The organism is Ottowia sp. (genome assembly GCF_035444425.1).
GTDB lineage: Bacteria > Pseudomonadota > Gammaproteobacteria > Burkholderiales > Burkholderiaceae_C > Ottowia.
Map to the genome: position 1 here is coordinate 53730 of NZ_DAOMOQ010000017.1, position 14973 is coordinate 68702.

Annotated in this window: 12 protein-coding genes; all 12 read right to left on the reverse strand. The window is 70.0% G+C overall.

Annotated elements, in window-relative coordinates; all coding sequences use genetic code 11:
- Positions 1 to 174: 174 nt before the first annotated feature.
- Positions 175 to 1098: a UDP-3-O-acyl-N-acetylglucosamine deacetylase gene (gene lpxC / locus PK606_RS08740; RefSeq protein WP_324562868.1), complete on the reverse strand. Its 924-nt coding sequence runs from the start codon at positions 1096 to 1098 to the stop codon at positions 175 to 177.
- 250 nt (positions 1099 to 1348) lie between these two features.
- The gene (gene ftsZ, locus PK606_RS08745) at positions 1349 to 2566 is read right to left on the reverse strand and encodes a cell division protein FtsZ (protein WP_324562893.1); all 1218 of its coding nucleotides are present in this window, start codon (positions 2564 to 2566) and stop codon (positions 1349 to 1351) included.
- 310 nt (positions 2567 to 2876) lie between these two features.
- Complete coding sequence (ftsA, locus tag PK606_RS08750) at positions 2877 to 4106, reverse strand: cell division protein FtsA (RefSeq protein ID WP_324562871.1); 1230 nt, start codon at positions 4104 to 4106, stop codon at positions 2877 to 2879.
- A 30-nt stretch (positions 4107 to 4136) separates the two neighbouring features.
- Entirely contained in the window at positions 4137 to 4931 is a 795-nt protein-coding gene (locus tag PK606_RS08755) for a cell division protein FtsQ/DivIB (protein ID WP_324562873.1), read from the reverse strand.
- Positions 4928 to 5905, reverse strand: coding sequence for a D-alanine--D-alanine ligase (locus tag PK606_RS08760; protein ID WP_502920809.1), 978 nt, complete (start codon positions 5903 to 5905; stop codon positions 4928 to 4930). The genes PK606_RS08755 and PK606_RS08760 overlap by 4 nt, the downstream gene beginning before the upstream one ends.
- Before the next feature lie 10 nt (positions 5906 to 5915).
- Complete coding sequence (gene murC, locus PK606_RS08765; RefSeq protein ID WP_324562879.1) at positions 5916 to 7334, reverse strand: UDP-N-acetylmuramate--L-alanine ligase; 1419 nt, start codon at positions 7332 to 7334, stop codon at positions 5916 to 5918.
- Entirely contained in the window at positions 7331 to 8404 is a 1074-nt protein-coding gene (gene murG / locus PK606_RS08770; protein ID WP_324562881.1) for an undecaprenyldiphospho-muramoylpentapeptide beta-N-acetylglucosaminyltransferase, read from the reverse strand. Before murG ends, murC begins: the two co-directional genes overlap by 4 nt.
- Complete coding sequence (gene ftsW, locus PK606_RS08775) at positions 8401 to 9636, reverse strand: putative lipid II flippase FtsW (protein ID WP_324562895.1); 1236 nt, start codon at positions 9634 to 9636, stop codon at positions 8401 to 8403. The genes murG and ftsW overlap by 4 nt, the downstream gene beginning before the upstream one ends.
- A gap of 29 nt (positions 9637 to 9665) precedes the next feature.
- On the reverse strand, positions 9666 to 11186 hold the full coding sequence (gene murD / locus PK606_RS08780) for a UDP-N-acetylmuramoyl-L-alanine--D-glutamate ligase (RefSeq protein WP_324562884.1): 1521 nt from the start codon (positions 11184 to 11186) through the stop codon (positions 9666 to 9668).
- Positions 11187 to 11193: 7 nt separating this feature from the next.
- Positions 11194 to 12372, reverse strand: coding sequence for a phospho-N-acetylmuramoyl-pentapeptide-transferase (gene mraY, locus PK606_RS08785; protein WP_324562886.1), 1179 nt, complete (start codon positions 12370 to 12372; stop codon positions 11194 to 11196).
- Positions 12362 to 13780: a UDP-N-acetylmuramoyl-tripeptide--D-alanyl-D-alanine ligase gene (locus PK606_RS08790; protein ID WP_502920808.1), complete on the reverse strand. Its 1419-nt coding sequence runs from the start codon at positions 13778 to 13780 to the stop codon at positions 12362 to 12364. Before PK606_RS08790 ends, mraY begins: the two co-directional genes overlap by 11 nt.
- Positions 13777 to 14973, reverse strand: a 1197-nt coding sequence (locus tag PK606_RS08795) for a UDP-N-acetylmuramoyl-L-alanyl-D-glutamate--2,6-diaminopimelate ligase (protein ID WP_324562888.1), incomplete at its 5' end; no start/stop codon positions are given. The genes PK606_RS08795 and PK606_RS08790, both read right to left, overlap by 4 nt.

Sequence of the window (14973 nt, forward strand, 5' to 3'; positions counted from 1 at the left end):
TCGACGATCAGCACGGCGAAGAAGCCGAACGCCGCCAGCAGGGTCCACTTGAGGATGGCCCAGCCGATGCGCTTGTAGCGCGGATCGCTGGTGAAGACGAACAGCACGAAGCAGCCGGCCGACGCCAGCAGCAGCAACAGGATCAGCGCGCGGGCAATGGCCACGGCGTGGCCGTCACCAGGCGCGCGCCAGTTGCGCGAAGCCGGCCGGCGCCTGGCGTTCGTCGGCGAAGCTGACGATGTCCCAGGCGTCCTGCTGGGCCAGCAACTCGCGCAGCAGGCGGTTGTTCAGCGCATGGCCGGAGCGGAACGCGCTGTAGGCACCCAGCATCGGCTTGCCGACGCAGTACAGGTCGCCGATGGCGTCCAGGATCTTGTGCTTGGCGAACTCCTCGGCGTAGCGCAGGCCGTCGGCGTTCAGCACCTTGGTGTCGTCCATGACGATGGCGTTGTCCAGCCCGCCGCCGAGTGCCAGGCCGTGCGCGCGCATCATCTCGACGTCCTTGCTGAAGGCGAAGGTGCGGGCGCGTGCGATGTCGCGGCTGTAGCGGCCCGAGCCCATGTCGAACGTGACCTGCTGGCCGGTTGAATCGACCGCCGGGTGCTGGAAGTCGATCTCGAACGAGAGCGTGAAGCCGTGGTGTGGTGCCAGCCGCGCCCACTTGAGCTGGTCGCCTTCGCCCTCGCGCACCTCGACCGGGCGCCTGACGCGCAGGAACTTCTTCGGTGCCTGCTGCACTTCGATGCCGGCGCTCTGCAGCAGGTAGACGAAGGACGAGGCCGAGCCGTCGAGGATCGGCACTTCCTCGGCCGTGATGTCGATGTAGAGGTTGTCGAGCCCCAGCCCGGCGCAGGCCGACATCAGGTGCTCGACGGTGCGCACCTTGGCGTCGCCGGCCGACAGGGTCGAGGCCAGCCGCGTGTCGGTCACCGCCAACGCGCCGACCGGGATGTCGACCGGTTCCGGCAGGTCGATGCGGCGGAACACGATGCCGGTGTCCGGCGGCGCCGGCCGCAGCGTCAGCTCCACCCGCTCACCGCTGTGCAGGCCGACGCCGACCGCGCGCGTGAGCGACTTCAGGGTGCGTTGCGCAAGCATGGGCGTATTCTAGGTGTTCGCCGATGGCCCTGCGCTCCAGTGCCACACCCATTTGACGCCTGTGCAGAAAGGCCAACCAGCTATCAATAGGTGAGCATCAAGAAGCGGCTATCGCGCCTGCTCCGATGGCCGCGGAGCAGGCCAAACCAGCGGCAGCCGTGCCCGGACCTGCGCCGGGCACTGGCTGCGTCCCCCCTCCCGCAGGAGAGGGGGGGAAGCGGCGTCAGCCGCTCAGGGGGGTGCCCCTTATTTAATCCGCTTGCTTGCGCAAGAACGCCGGAATCTCGAAGTCGTCCATGCCGCCCGAGGACAGCGCATCCACCTTGGCCGCCGCCTGCGTGCGGTTGGTGCGCCAGACACTGGGCACGGCCAGGTTGCCGTAATCCTGGTGCTGCGGCGCACCGCCCATGCCGCCTGCATGCGGCGCCGACGGCGCGATGAAGGGCAGGTTGTCGGTACCGGTGCGCAGGCCGCCCTGCACCACGGTGATCGGCTGGCGCCGCACACCCTGGCGCGACAGGCCGGTGGCGACCACGGTAACGCGCAGGTCGTCGCCCAGGTCGTCGTCGTAGGCGGCGCCGAAGATCACGTGCGCATCAGGCGAGGCGTAGGCGCGGATGGTGTTCATGGCCTCGCGCGACTCGTTCAGCTTGAGCGAGCCCTTGGACGCCGTCACCAGCACCAGCACGCCCTTGGCGCCGGACAGGTCGATGCCTTCCAGCAGCGGGCAGGCCACGGCCTGCTCGGCGGCGATGCGGGCGCGGTCGGGGCCGCTGGCGGTGGCGGTGCCCATCATGGCCTTGCCGGGCTCGCCCATCACGGTGCGCACGTCCTCGAAGTCGACGTTGACGAAACCGTAGTCGTTGATGATCTCGGCAATGCCGCCGACGGCGTTCTTCAGCACGTCGTTGGCCTGCGCAAAGGCCTCTTCCTGGGTGATGTCGTCGCCCAGCACCTCGAGCAGCTTCTCGTTGAGCACCACCACCAGCGAATCGACGTTGGCCTCCAGCTCGGCCAAGCCGGCTTCGGCGTTGGTCATGCGGCGCCCGCCCTCCCAGTCGAACGGCTTGGTGACCACGCCGACGGTGAGGATGCCCATGTCCTTGGCGATGCGCGCGATGACCGGCGCCGCGCCGGTGCCGGTGCCGCCGCCCATGCCGGCGGTGATGAACAGCATGTGGGCGCCGCGGATGGCCTGGCGGATGTCGTCGGCTGCCGCCTCGGCCGCTTCACGACCCTTGTCCGGCCTGCTGCCGGCGCCCAGCCCGCTGGCACCCAGCTGGATGGTGCTGGCCGCCTGCGTGCGCACCAGCGCCTGCGCGTCGGTGTTGGCGCAGATGAATTCCACGCCCTGGACCTGGCGCGTGATCATGTGGTCGACCGCGTTGCCGCCGCCGCCGCCCACCCCGATCACCTTGATCTGGGTGCCGCTGTGAAAACCGTCCGTCTCAATCATCTCGATGCTCATGCCGTACTCCTTGTCTGCCTGCAGTTGCCGTGGTTGGAAAGAAAAACCGAAATCGCCGCTGTTGTTGTTCATGGACCTGACCCGCTCACCTTCAGGACCCAGGTCGGTGGCCCCGTGCTGCGCCTGTAATCCGTCATGACTTGCCTCGCTCCACTTCCTGGCACTGGCCGCGCAGCAGGCCGACCGAAGGGCTGCGGAGCAAGCCATGCCAGCACGCCGTGGCCGGACCTGCACCGGCCACCAGCGTCGTCCCCCCGGGGGGAAGGCGCCGCAGGCGACTCAGGGGGGATGTGAAAGCCCTGGGGGTCATTTAGAAGTTCCCCACAATGAAATCCTTGAACCGGCCGAAGGCACTCTTCACGCCGCTGTTCTTCTGCGCCGCCTTGAAGCCGCGCAGGCGCCCCAGCCGCGCCTCTTCCATCAGGCCCATCACGGTCGACGCGCGCGGCTGCGCCACCATGTCGGACAGCGCGCGCGAATACTTCGGCACGCCGCGTCGCACCGGCTTCAGGAAGATGTCCTCGCCCAGTTCGACCATGCCCGGCATCACCGCGCTGCCGCCGGTCAGCACCACGCCGGAGGACAGCACCTCCTCAAAGCCCGACTCGCGGATCACCTGCTGCACCAGCGAGAAAATTTCCTCCACGCGTGGCTCGATCACGCCGGACAGCGCCTGGCGCGACAGCATGCGCGGCGTGCGGTCGCCCAGTCCGGGCACCTCGACCTGGGTCTCGGCGTCGGCCAGCAACTGCTTGGCACAGCCGTGGTCGACCTTGATGTCCTCGGCGTCCATGGTCGGAGTGCGCAGCGCCATAGCGATGTCGCTGGTGATCAGGTCGCCGGCGATCGGGATCACCGCGGTGTAGCGGATCGAGCCGCCGGCGAAGATCGCCACGTCGGTGGTGCCGGCGCCGATGTCGACGCAGGCCACGCCAAGTTCGCGCTCGTCGTCGGTCAGCACCGCTTGCGCCGAGGCCAGCGGGTTCAGCATCAGCTGGTCCACCTCCAGGCCGCAGCGGCGCACGCACTTGATGATGTTCTCGGCCGCGCTCTGGGCGCCGGTGACGATGTGCACCTTGGCCTCCAGCCGCATGCCGCTCATGCCGACCGGCTCGCGCACGTCCTGGCCGTCGATCACGAACTCCTGCGGCTCGACCAGCAGCAGGCGCTGGTCGCTGGAGATGTTGATCGCCTTGGCGGTCTCGACCACGCGCGCGACGTCGATCGGCGTCACCTCCTTGCCCTTCACCGCCACCATGCCGCTGGAGTTGATGCCGCGGATGTGGCTGCCGGTGATGCCGGTGTAGACGCGGCCGATCTTGCAGTCGGCCATCAGCTCGGCTTCCTTGAGCGCCTGCTGGATGCTGGCCACGGTGGCGTCGATGTTGACCACCACGCCGCGCTTGAGCCCGTTGCTGGGCGCCACGCCGAGGCCGGCGAGCTTGAGGTCGCCGCCGGGCAGCACCTCGCCCACCACCACCATGATCTTGGCGGTGCCGATGTCGAGGCCGACGATCAAATCCTTGTACTCTTTTGCCATGTCCTCACTCGTTGTTCCTGCCTTGTTGCCCTAGCGCTTCGCCGGCTGCCCCGGCGGCGCCACGCGCACCGTGCTGACGCCGCGCAGGCGCAGCGCGTAGCCGCCCACGTGGCGCAAGTCGGCCGCCTCCACCGAATCCACCGTGCGCTGGTGCCGCGCCGCCACTTCCTCCACCGTCGCCACGAACTGCCGCAGGCGCGCCGCCAGTTCCGGCGCCGGCCCGTAGCCCAGCTCGATCACCGCGCCCTGGTCCAGCTCGGCGCGCCAGTTGCCGCGCGCCAGCAACGCCAGTTCGCTGATCTGCGCCTTCAGCGGCACCACCAGCGGGCTCAGCAGCTGGTGCATGGCCAACACTTCGCGCGCCTGGCCATCGGGTCCGCTCAACATCGGCATGGCCTGCGCCGGCGCCTCGTCGCCGCCGGCGTCGAACACCTCGCCATGCGTGTTGATCATGCGGCTCTCGCCCTCGCCCCAGTAAGCCACCGCCTCGTGTTCCTGCAGCGTGACGTGCAGCTGGTTCGGGAACTCGCGCTGCACCTGCGCGCGGCGTACCCAGGGCGCCGACTGGAACGCCGCCTGCGCCGCCGCCAGGTCCATGGTGAAGAAGTTGCCCTGCAGGCGCGGCGCCACGCCGGCGCGCAGGCTGGCCGCGCTGTGGTGCGCCGTGTCGCCGCCCACCGTGATCTGCGTGAACGCGAATGCCGGGTTGCGGATCGCCCACCACAGGCCGGCGATCACGCAGCCCAGCACCAGCGCGGTGACCAGCAGCGAGGTGGTCAGGTTCATCAGCCTGACATCCACCGGCACCGGCAACTCGTGCGTCATGCGCCGCCCTCCCGCGCGCCGGCGTAGTCGAGCGAGGCGCCGGCCAGCAGCTGCAGGCACAGCTCCTCGTAGCTGATGCCGGCCGCGCGCGCCGCCATCGGCACCAGCGAATGGCCGGTCATTCCGGGCGAGGTGTTGAGCTCGAGCAGGTAGGGCTTGCGCGTGGCGGCATCAATCATGACGTCCAGCCGGCCCCAGCCGCGGCAGCCCAGCACGCGGTAGGCCTTCACCACCAGTTCCTGGATCGCCGCCTCCTCGCCCGGCGGCAGATCGCAGGGCACGCGGTATTCGGTGTCGTCGCTGAAGTACTTGTTCTGGTAGTCGTAGTTGCCGCCCGGCGCGACGATGTGGATCACCGGCAGCGCGCGCGCGTCGCCGCGCTCGCCCAGCACCGGGCAGGTCACCTCGTCGCCGGCGATGAACTCCTCGCACAGGATGTCGGCATCCAGCGCGGCGGCATCCTGCAGCGCGGCCTCCATCTGGTCTTCGCTGGTGACCTTGGTCAGGCCCAGCGACGAGCCCTCGCGCACCGGCTTGACGATCAGCGGCAGGCCCAGCGCGGTGGTGATCGCGTGCACGCGCTCGGCGCTGTACTCACCGCGGTGCAGCAGCACGTAGCGGGGCGTCGGCAGGCCCTCAGCCATCCAGACGCGCTTGGTCATCACCTTGTCGATCGCCATGCTGGAGGCCATCACGCCGGCGCCGGTGTAGGGGATGCCGAGCAGCTCCAGCGCGCCCTGCACCGTGCCGTCCTCGCCGTAGCGGCCGTGCAGCGCGATGAAGCAGCGCGCGAAGCCCTGCCGCTTGAGCTCGTCCATCGGCTGCTCGGCCGGATCGAAGGCGTGCGCATCGACGCCGCGCGCACGCAGCGCCTCGAGCACGCCGCCGCCGGACATCAGCGACACCTCGCGCTCGGCCGAGCGACCACCCATCAGCACCGCCACCTTGCCGTAATCAACGCCTTGCTGCTTCATGTTGCCCCGATCAACTCCGTTCATGCGCTGGCTCCTGCAGCAGCTCGACCAGCCGGGCCGGGATGCCGCCGATCGAACCGGCGCCCATGCACATCACCACGTCGCCGTCCCGCGCCTGCCGTGCCAGCAGCGCCGGCAGCTCGGCCAGGTCGTCGACGAACACCGGCTCGACCCGGCCCGCCACGCGCAGCGCGCGCGCCAGCGAGCGGCCGTCGGCGGCTACGATCGGCTCCTCGCCGGCGGCGTAGACCTCGGTCAACACCACGTGGTCGGCGCTGCCGATCACCTTGACGAAATCCTCGAAGCAGTCGCGCGTGCGGCTGTAGCGGTGCGGCTGGAACACCAGCACCAGGCGCCGGCCCGGGAAGGCACCGCGCGCCGCCGCCAGCGTGGCCGCCATCTCGACCGGGTGATGCCCGTAGTCGTCGATGACGGTGAAGCTGCCGCCGCCTTCGGCCGGCAGCTCGCCGTAGGACTGGAAGCGCCGGCCGACACCGCGGAAGTCGGCCAGCGCCTTCAGCAGCGCCGCGTCGGGAATCCCCAGCTTGGCCGCCACCGCGATCGCCGACAGCGCATTCAGCACGTTGTGCTCGCCAGGCAGATTGAGCACCACCGGCAGTTCGGACGACTGCTCGCCCTGGCGCCGCTGCACCGTGAAGTGCATCTGCGCACCGACCGCGCGCACGTCAACGGCGCGCAGCTGCGCGTCCTCGCCGAAGCCGTAGCTCAGCACCGGGCAGGTCACCTCGGCCATCAGCTCGCGCACTGCCGGGCTTTCCAGGCACAGGATGGCGGTGCCGTAGAACGGCAGGCGCTGCAGGAAATCGACGAAGGCCTGCTTGAGCCGGCCGAAGTCATGGCCATAGGTCTCCATGTGGTCGGCGTCGATGTTGGTGACGACCGCCATCACCGGCAGCAGGTTCAGGAACGAGGCGTCCGACTCGTCGGCCTCGGCCACGATGTACTCGCCCGAGCCCAGGCGCGCATTGGCGCCGGCGCTGTTGAGGCGCCCGCCGATGACGAAGGTCGGGTCGAGCCTGCCCTCGGCCAGCACGCTGGCCACCAGGCTGGTGGTGGTGGTCTTGCCGTGCGTGCCGGCGATGGCGATGCCCTTCTTCAGCCGCATCAGCTCGGCCAGCATGGTGGCGCGCGGCACCACCGGGATGCGCTGCTCGCGCGCTGCCAGCACCTCGGGGTTGTCGGGCTTGACCGCGGTCGAGATCACCACCGCGTCGGCGTGCTCGATGTGCGCCGCCGCATGGCCGACGAAGGTCCGGATGCCCAGGCTCGCCAGCCGGCGCAGCGTGGCGCTGTCGGCCAGATCCGAACCGGAAATGGTGTAGCCCAGGTTGTGCAGCACCTCGGCGATGCCGCTCATGCCGGAGCCGCCGACGCCGACGAAGTGGATGTGCTGGATGGCGTGCTTCATCGCGCCAGCTCCTCGCAGGCCGCCACGATGTCGTCGGTGGCGCTGGTCTTCTGCAACTGCCTGGCCTTGCCCGCGACCTCGGCGAGCGTCGCCCGGTCGGCCTGGCGCAACAGCTGCGCCAGCTGCTCGGCGCTCAGGTCGCGCTGCTGGATCAGCCAGCCCGCGTCGCGGTCGACCAGGAACTTCGCGTTGGTGGTCTGGTGGTCGTCGACCGCGTGCGGGAACGGCACGAACAGCGCCGCCGCGCCGATGGCTGCAATCTCGCTCACCGTGGTGGCACCGGCGCGGCAGATCACCAGGTCGGCCTCAGCGTAGACCTGCGCCATGTCGTCGATGAAAGGCACCAACTCGGCCTCGACACCGGCCGCCTGGTAGTTGGCGCGCAGCGCGTCGATCTGTTTCGCACCGCTCTGGTGCAACACCAGCGGACGCTCGGCCGGTGGCAGCAGCGCCAAGGCCTTCGGCACCACCTCGTTCAGTGCCTGCGCGCCCAGGCTGCCGCCGACCACCAGCAGACGCAGCGGCCCGCTGCGGCCGGCGAAGCGCTCGGCCGGCGCCGGGAACTGCGTGAAGGCCGCGCGCAGCGGGTTGCCGACCCATTGCACCTTGCGCGCCTTCGGCAGCACGTCCGGAAATGCGGTGAACACGCGGTCGGCGATGCCGGCCAGCACCTTGTTGGCCATGCCGGCGACCGAGTTCTGCTCGTGCAGCACCAGCGGCTTGCCCAGCGCCACGCCCATCAGCCCGCCGGGAAAGGTGATGTAGCCGCCGAAGGCCACCAGCACGTCCGGCTTGACACGGCGGATCACGCCGATGCTCTGGCCGAAGGCCTTCAGCAGCCGCAGCGGCAGCAGCACCAGCGTCAGCGCGCCCTTGCCGCGCACGCCGCCGAACTCGACCGGCTCAAAGGCGTAGCCGCGCGGCGGCACCAGCTGTTGCTCCATGCTGCCCGGCGCGCCCAGCCAGTGCACGCGCCAGCCGCGCTCACGCAGGCCATCGGCCACCGCCAGGCCGGGGAAGATGTGGCCGCCGGTGCCGCCAGCCATCACCAACGCGCATTTGGTCGTCATGTACGGCCCCCACGCATCAGCTGCCGGCTCTCGACGTCGACCCGCAGCACGATCGCGATGGCGATCAGGTTGGCCATGATGGCCGAGCCGCCGTAGCTCATGAAGGGCAGCGTCAGGCCCTTGGTCGGCAGCGCACCCAGGTTGACGCCGATGTTGATGAAGGCCTGGAAGCCCAGCCACAGGCCGATGCCCTGCGCCACCAGGCCGGAGAACACCCGGTCCAGCGCAATCGCCTGGCGGCCGATCACCATGATGCGCCGCGTCAGCCAGAAGAACAGGAAGATCACGGCCAGCAGGCCGATCAGGCCGAACTCCTCGCCGATGATGGCGGTCAGGAAGTCGGTGTGCGCCTCGGGCAGCCAGTGCAGCTTCTCGATGCTGCCGCCCAGGCCAACCCCAAACACCTCGCCGCGGCCGATCGCGATCAGCGCGTGCGACAGCTGGTAGCCCTTGCCCAGCGCGTGCTCCTCGCTCCAGGGATCGAGGTAGGCAAAGATGCGCTCGCGCCGCCAGGGCGAGGACCAGATCATGACCGCGAAGGCCACCACCAGCACCGCTGCGATCAGGAAGAACATGCGCGCGTTGACGCCGCCCAGGAACAGGATGCCCATGGCGATCACCGCGATCACCAGAAACGCACCCATGTCGGGCTGCGCCAACAGCAGCGAGCCGACCACCCCGACCGCCACGCCGATCGGCGCCACGGCGCGGAAGAAGTGCTCCTTCACCTCCATCTTGCGCACCATGTAGTCGGCCGCGTACAGCAGCACGGCGATCTTGGCGATCTCGGACGGCTGGAAGTTGATCGGCCCGAGCGAGATCCAGCGCCGCGCGCCGTTGACCACCATGCCGACCTGCGGAATCAGGACCGCGATCAGCAGGCCGAGCGAGCCGACGAACAGCCAGGGCGCCGCCTTCTCCCACCAGTTCATTGGCACCTGGAAGGCCAGCAGCGCGATGATGAAGGACAGGAAGATCCACATCGCGTGCCGGGTGACGAAGAAGTGCGGCGAGTAGCGGCCGAAGCGCGGGTTGTCCGGCAACGCGATGCTGGCCGAATACACCATCACCAGGCCCCAGGCGAGCAGCGCCACGCAGACCCAGATCAGCGCCTGATCGAAGCCCAGCAGGCGCGTCGGCGTGCTGGTGGTGCGGGCGTATTCCATGCCGCCGATGCGCACCGGCAGCTCGTCAGCCGGCGCTGCGACCTTGCGGCGCCGGCGGCTGGCCATCGGTTTCTTCAGCAGCTCGGTGGCCGCGCTCATGACAGCAGCTCCATCTCGGTGCCTTGCGCGTGCGCCAGCGCGCGCACGGCCGCGCGGAACACCTCGGCGCGGTGCGGGTAGTTGCGGAACATGTCGAAGCTGGCGCAGGCCGGCGACAGCAGCACCGCATCGCCGGCGTGGGCGCGCTCACGCGCCTGGCCGACCGCATCCTCCAGCGTCGGCGCGTCGTGCAGCGGCACGCCGGCATCGGCCAGCGCGGCGCGGATCTGCGGCGCGTCGCGCCCGATCAGCAGCACCGCGCGGGCGAAGCGCGCCACCGGTTCGGCCAGCGGCGCGAAGTCCTGGCCCTTGCCGTCGCCGCCCAGGATCACCACCAGCTTGCGCTCGGCGCCCAGGCCCTGCAGCGCCGCCACGGTGGCGCCGACATTGGTGCCCTTGCTGTCGTCGAAGTACTCGACACCGTCCAGCACGCCGATCGACTCGACCCGGTGCGGCTCGCCGCGGTATTCGCGCAGACCGTACAGCATTGGCGCCAGCGCGCAGCCGGCGCAGCTGGCCAGCGCCAGCGCGGCCAGCGCGTTGACGGCGTTGTGGCGGCCGCGGATGCGCAGCGCATCGGCCGGCATCAGGCGTTGCAGGTGCAGTTCCTCGGCCGGATCCTTGCGCCGGCGCTGGGTGTCGTCGCTCTCCAGCGCCCGCACCAGCCAGGCCATGCCGGCCACCACCTCGATGCCGAAGTCGCCCGGCTCGGTCGGCAGGTCGGCGCCGAAGCTGATGACCTGGCGTGGTGGCGGCTTCGGCCCCTTGATCGGCCTGGCCGGCGGCTGCGGGCGCAGCGCCCAGACCCGCGGATCGTCGCGATTCAGCAGCATCACGCCGTGCTGGCCGAACACCTTGGCCTTGGCCGCCGCGTAGGCCGCCATGTCGCCGTGCCAGTCGAGGTGGTCCTGGCTGATGTTGAGCACCGTGGCAGCGGCCGGCTCGAAGTCGCCAGCGGCGGCAAGCTGGAAGCTCGACAGCTCCAGCACCCAGACTTCCGGCAGCGTCTCGGTGTCGAGCTGCGCCTGCAGCGTGTCGAGCAGCGCCGGACCGATGTTGCCGGCCACCGCTACGCTCTTGCCGGCGCGCTCGATCAGCTGCCCGGTCAGCGAAGTCACCGTGGTCTTGCCGTTGGTGCCGGTCACCGCCAGCAGCACCGGCGCGTAGTCACGCGCCTGCTTCAGTGCCGCCAGCGCCTGCACGAACAGGTCCAGCTCGCCCAGCACCGGCAGGCCGCGCTCACTTGCGGCCTGCAGCACGGCAGCGATCTCGGCCGGCGGCAGGCCGGGGCTGCGGCAGACCAGGCGCAGCGAGGCATCATCCATCAGGCTGGCATCCAGCGGGCCGGCGACGAAGCGCGCCTCGGGCAGATGCTGGCGCAGCGCGCCCAGTTGCGGCGGCGTCTCGCGGGTGTCGGCGACGGTGACGCGCGCGCCCTGCGCCGCGCACCAGCGTGCCATCGCCAGGCCGGAAGTGCCCAGCCCCAGCACCAGCACGTGAAGACCGCTCAGCTGCATCACCGCCTCACCTCAGCTTCAGAGAAGACAGGCCCACCAGGCACAGCAGCATGGTGATGATCCAGAAACGCACCACGACCTGGGTCTCGGCCCAGCCGGTCTTCTCGAAGTGGTGGTGCAGCGGCGCCATGCGCAGCAGGCGGCGGCCCTCGCCGTAGCGGCGCTTGGTGTACTTGAACCAGCTGACCTGCAGCATCACCGAGATCGCCTCGGCGACGAACACGCCACCCATGATGGCCAGCACGATCTCCTGCCGCACGATGACGGCGATGGTGCCCAGGGCGCCGCCCAGCGCGAGCGCGCCGACATCGCCCATGAACACCTGCGCCGGGTGCGCGTTGAACCACAGGAAGGCCAGGCCGGCGCCGGCCATCGCGGCGCAGAAGATCAGCAGCTCGCCGGTGCCGGGAATATGCGGGAACAGCAGGTACTTCGAATACACCGAGCTGCCGGTGACGTAGGCGAAGATGCCCAGTGCCGAGCCGACCATGATGACCGGCATGATGGCCAGGCCGTCCAGGCCGTCGGTCAGGTTGACGGCGTTGCTGGAACCGACGATCACCAGGTAGCTCAGGATCACGAAACCCAGCACGCCGAGCGGGTAGCTGATTTCCTTGAAGAAGGGCACCAGCAGGCCGGCGGCCGGCGGCAGGTCGATGGTGAAGCCCGACGACACCCAGTTGACGAACAGCTCCCACACGCGCGCGTTCGAGACCTCCGAGATGCTGAACACCAGGTACAGCGCCGCCGCCAGCCCGATCAGCGACTGCCAGAAGTACTTCTCGCGCGAGCGCATGCCTTCCGGGTCCTTGTTGACCACCTTGCGCCAGTCGTCGACCCAGCCGATGGCGCCGAAGCCGAAGGTGACCAGCAACACGATCCAGACGAAGCGGTTCGACCAGTCGAACCACAGCAGCGTCGAGATGGCGATCGACAGCAGGATCAGCACGCCACCCATGGTCGGCGTGCCGCTCTTGGACAAATGCGTCTCCATCGCATAGCCGCGCACCGGCTGGCCGATCTTCAGCTCGGTCAGGCGGCGGATCACCCACGGCCCGGCGATGACGCCGATCACCAGCGCGGTCATGGCCGCCATCACGGCGCGGAAGGTGATGTACTGGAACACGCGGAAGAAGCCGAATTCTGGCGACAGCGCCTGCAACCACTGAGCCAGGCTAGGCAGCATGGGCGCCCTCCGCTTCCGTCGGCGCGCCCGCCGTCAAGGCCTCCACCACGCGCTCCATGCGCATGAAGCGCGAGCCCTTGACGGCAATCGATGCGCACTTGGCCAGGTTGGTGCGCACGGCATCCAGCAAGGCTTCCATGCTGTCGTAGTGGCGCCCGCCGCCGAAAGCCATGGCGGCATGGATCGCCAGCGGACCGTGCGCCAGCAGGCGCTCGACGCCGCGCTCGCGCGCATAGGCGCCGACCTCGGCATGAAAGGCCGGCCCCTGCTCGCCGACCTCGCCCATGTCGCCCAGCACCAGCAGACGCGGCCCCGGCAGCTCGGCCAGCACGTCGATGATGGCGCGCACCGAATCCGGGTTGGCGTTGTAGCTGTCGTCGACCAGCGTGATGGCGCGGCCGCGCTGGCGCAGCAGCAGCGAACGGCAGCGCCCGCTGACCGGGCGGAACTCGCCCAGGCCGCGCTCGATGAACTCGATCGGCACGCCGGCGGCGCTGGCGCAGGCGATCGCCGCCAGCGCGTTGCGCACGTTGTGGCGGCCGGCGATGTGCAGCGGAAACGTCAGCGCGCCCGCCGGCGTCTGCGCCTCGACCTGCCAGTGGTCGAGCTGCCAGACTGCTTCGGTCGCACTCACCGCAGCGCCGGCGGCGACGTCGCCGAACCGCAACTGGGTGCGCGCGCCGGCCTGCTGCTGCCACACGCCCTGGTACTCGTCGTCGGCGGGAAACACCGCCACTCCGTCGGCGCCAAGGCCTTCCAGCACGGCGCCGTTCTCGCGCGCCACCGCTTCCACACTGCTCATGAATTCCTGATGTTCACGCTGCGCGTTGTTGACCAGCGCCACGGTCGGCCGGGCGATACCCGCCAGGTAGGCGATCTCGCCCGGGTGGTTCATGCCCAGCTCGACCACCGCGGCGCGATGCGCCGGCCGCAGGCGCAGCAGCGTCAATGGCAGGCCGATGTCGTTGTTCAGATTGCCCTCGGTCGCCAGCGCGCCCTCGCCCTGCCAGGCGCGCAGCACCGCAGCCAGCATCTGCGTGACCGTGGTCTTGCCGTTGCTGCCGGTGACGGCGATCAGCGGGCCGCCGAAGCGCTGACGCCAGCCGCGTGCCAGTTCGCCCAGCGCCAGCTTCGCATCCGGCACCAGGATGCCCGGCAGGCCGGACGCGCGCAGTTGCTGTTCGGCACGCGCATCGCACAGCACGGCGGCCGCGCCCTGCTCGCGCGCCTGCGGCAGGAACTCGGCGGCATCGAAGCGCTCGCCCTTGAGCGCGACGAACAGGTCGCCCGGCTGCAGCGTGCGCGTGTCGGAGTGCACGCGCGCCATCGTCACCGCGGCATCGCCCACCACCCGCGTCCCGGTCAGGAGCTTGGCGGCATCGGCCAGACTGAGTTGCATGCCGCTCATGCGGCCGCCTCCGTACGCCGTGCGCGGGCCATCAGCCCCTCGCGTGCCTGCGCCTGGTCGGAAAAGGGCCGGCGCTCGCCATGCGTTTCCTGATAGTCCTCATGGCCCTTGCCGGCGATCAGCACCAGATCGCGCGCATCGGCCTGCGTCAGCGCGGCATGGATCGCCCGCGCCCGGTCGGGCTCGATCAGCACGCCGTCGGCGCGCGTGATGCCGGCGCGGATGGCCTCGATGATGGCCTGGGGATCTTCGTCGCGCGGATTGTCGCTGGTGATAACGATCCGGTCGGCGCCGGCCTGCGCGGCGGCGGCCATCAGCGGGCGCTTGCGCGCATCGCGGTTGCCGCCGCAGCCGAACACGCACCACAGTTGGCCGCCGCGCTGCTGGGAGAAGGGCCGCAGCGCGGCCAGCACCTTGTCCAGTGCGTCGGGCGTGTGGGCGTAGTCGATCACTGCCAGCGGCCCGCCGGGCTGCTCGATGCGCTCCATCCGGCCCGGCACCGGCGGCAGTTCGGCGCAGGCCGCGGCGGCATCCGTCAGCGACACGCCGAGCGCGCGCAGCGCACCGACGACGCCGAGCAGGTTGGCGACGTTGTATTCACCCACCATGCGGCTCGACATCGCCACCGCCTCGGCGCCTTCGCGCAGCGTCCAGCACAGCCCGCGCGCGTCGTAGCGCACCGCCTCAGCCTGCAGCCGCGCGGCTTGGCGCAGCGACACCGTCCACACATCCAGCCCCCGGCCGCAGGCCTGGTCGACCAGCCAGGCGCCGCGCGGATCGTCGACGTTGATCACCGCCGCCTGCAGGCTGGGCCAGTCGAACAGCGACGCCTTGGCGGCCCAGTAGGCCTCCATGCTGCCGTGGTAGTCGAGATGGTCCTGGGTGAAGTTGGTGAACACCGCGACCCGGATCTGCGTGCCATCGAGCCGGTGCTCGGCGATGCCGATCGACGAGGCCTCCATCACGCAGCTCTTCACGCCGCCATCGACGAACTCGCGCAGGCGGCGCTGCAGCAGCACCGGATCCGGCGTGGTCAGGCCGGTGTATTCCAGTTCATCGGGCCGTCCGACGCCCAGCGTGCCCACCAGCGCGCTCGGCGCCAGGCCCTGCGCCTCGAGTTGGTCCAATGCCCAGGCCAGCCACCAGGCCGACGAGGTCTTGCCGTTGGTGCCGGTGATGGCCAGCACGTCGAG

What these genes read in the sequence shown, in the direction of transcription:
- ftsW (WP_324562895.1), bottom strand. Translation starts at nt 9,636, where the DNA reads ATGGCCAGCCGCCGGCGCCGCAAGGTCGCAGCGCCGGCTGACGAGCTG.
- murD (WP_324562884.1), bottom strand. Translation starts at nt 11,186, where the DNA reads ATGCAGCTGAGCGGTCTTCACGTGCTGGTGCTGGGGCTGGGCACTTCC.
- ftsA (WP_324562871.1), bottom strand. Translation starts at nt 4,106, where the DNA reads ATGGCAAAAGAGTACAAGGATTTGATCGTCGGCCTCGACATCGGCACC.
- ftsZ (WP_324562893.1), bottom strand. Translation starts at nt 2,566, where the DNA reads ATGAGCATCGAGATGATTGAGACGGACGGTTTTCACAGCGGCACCCAG.
- murG (WP_324562881.1), bottom strand. Translation starts at nt 8,404, where the DNA reads ATGACGACCAAATGCGCGTTGGTGATGGCTGGCGGCACCGGCGGCCAC.
- mraY (WP_324562886.1), bottom strand. Translation starts at nt 12,372, where the DNA reads ATGCTGCCTAGCCTGGCTCAGTGGTTGCAGGCGCTGTCGCCAGAATTC.
- PK606_RS08755 (WP_324562873.1), bottom strand. Translation starts at nt 4,931, where the DNA reads ATGACGCACGAGTTGCCGGTGCCGGTGGATGTCAGGCTGATGAACCTG.
- lpxC (WP_324562868.1), bottom strand. Translation starts at nt 1,098, where the DNA reads ATGCTTGCGCAACGCACCCTGAAGTCGCTCACGCGCGCGGTCGGCGTC.
- murC (WP_324562879.1), bottom strand. Translation starts at nt 7,334, where the DNA reads ATGAAGCACGCCATCCAGCACATCCACTTCGTCGGCGTCGGCGGCTCC.
- PK606_RS08760 (WP_502920809.1), bottom strand. Translation starts at nt 5,905, where the DNA reads ATGAAGCAGCAAGGCGTTGATTACGGCAAGGTGGCGGTGCTGATGGGT.
- PK606_RS08790 (WP_502920808.1), bottom strand. Translation starts at nt 13,780, where the DNA reads ATGAGCGGCATGCAACTCAGTCTGGCCGATGCCGCCAAGCTCCTGACC.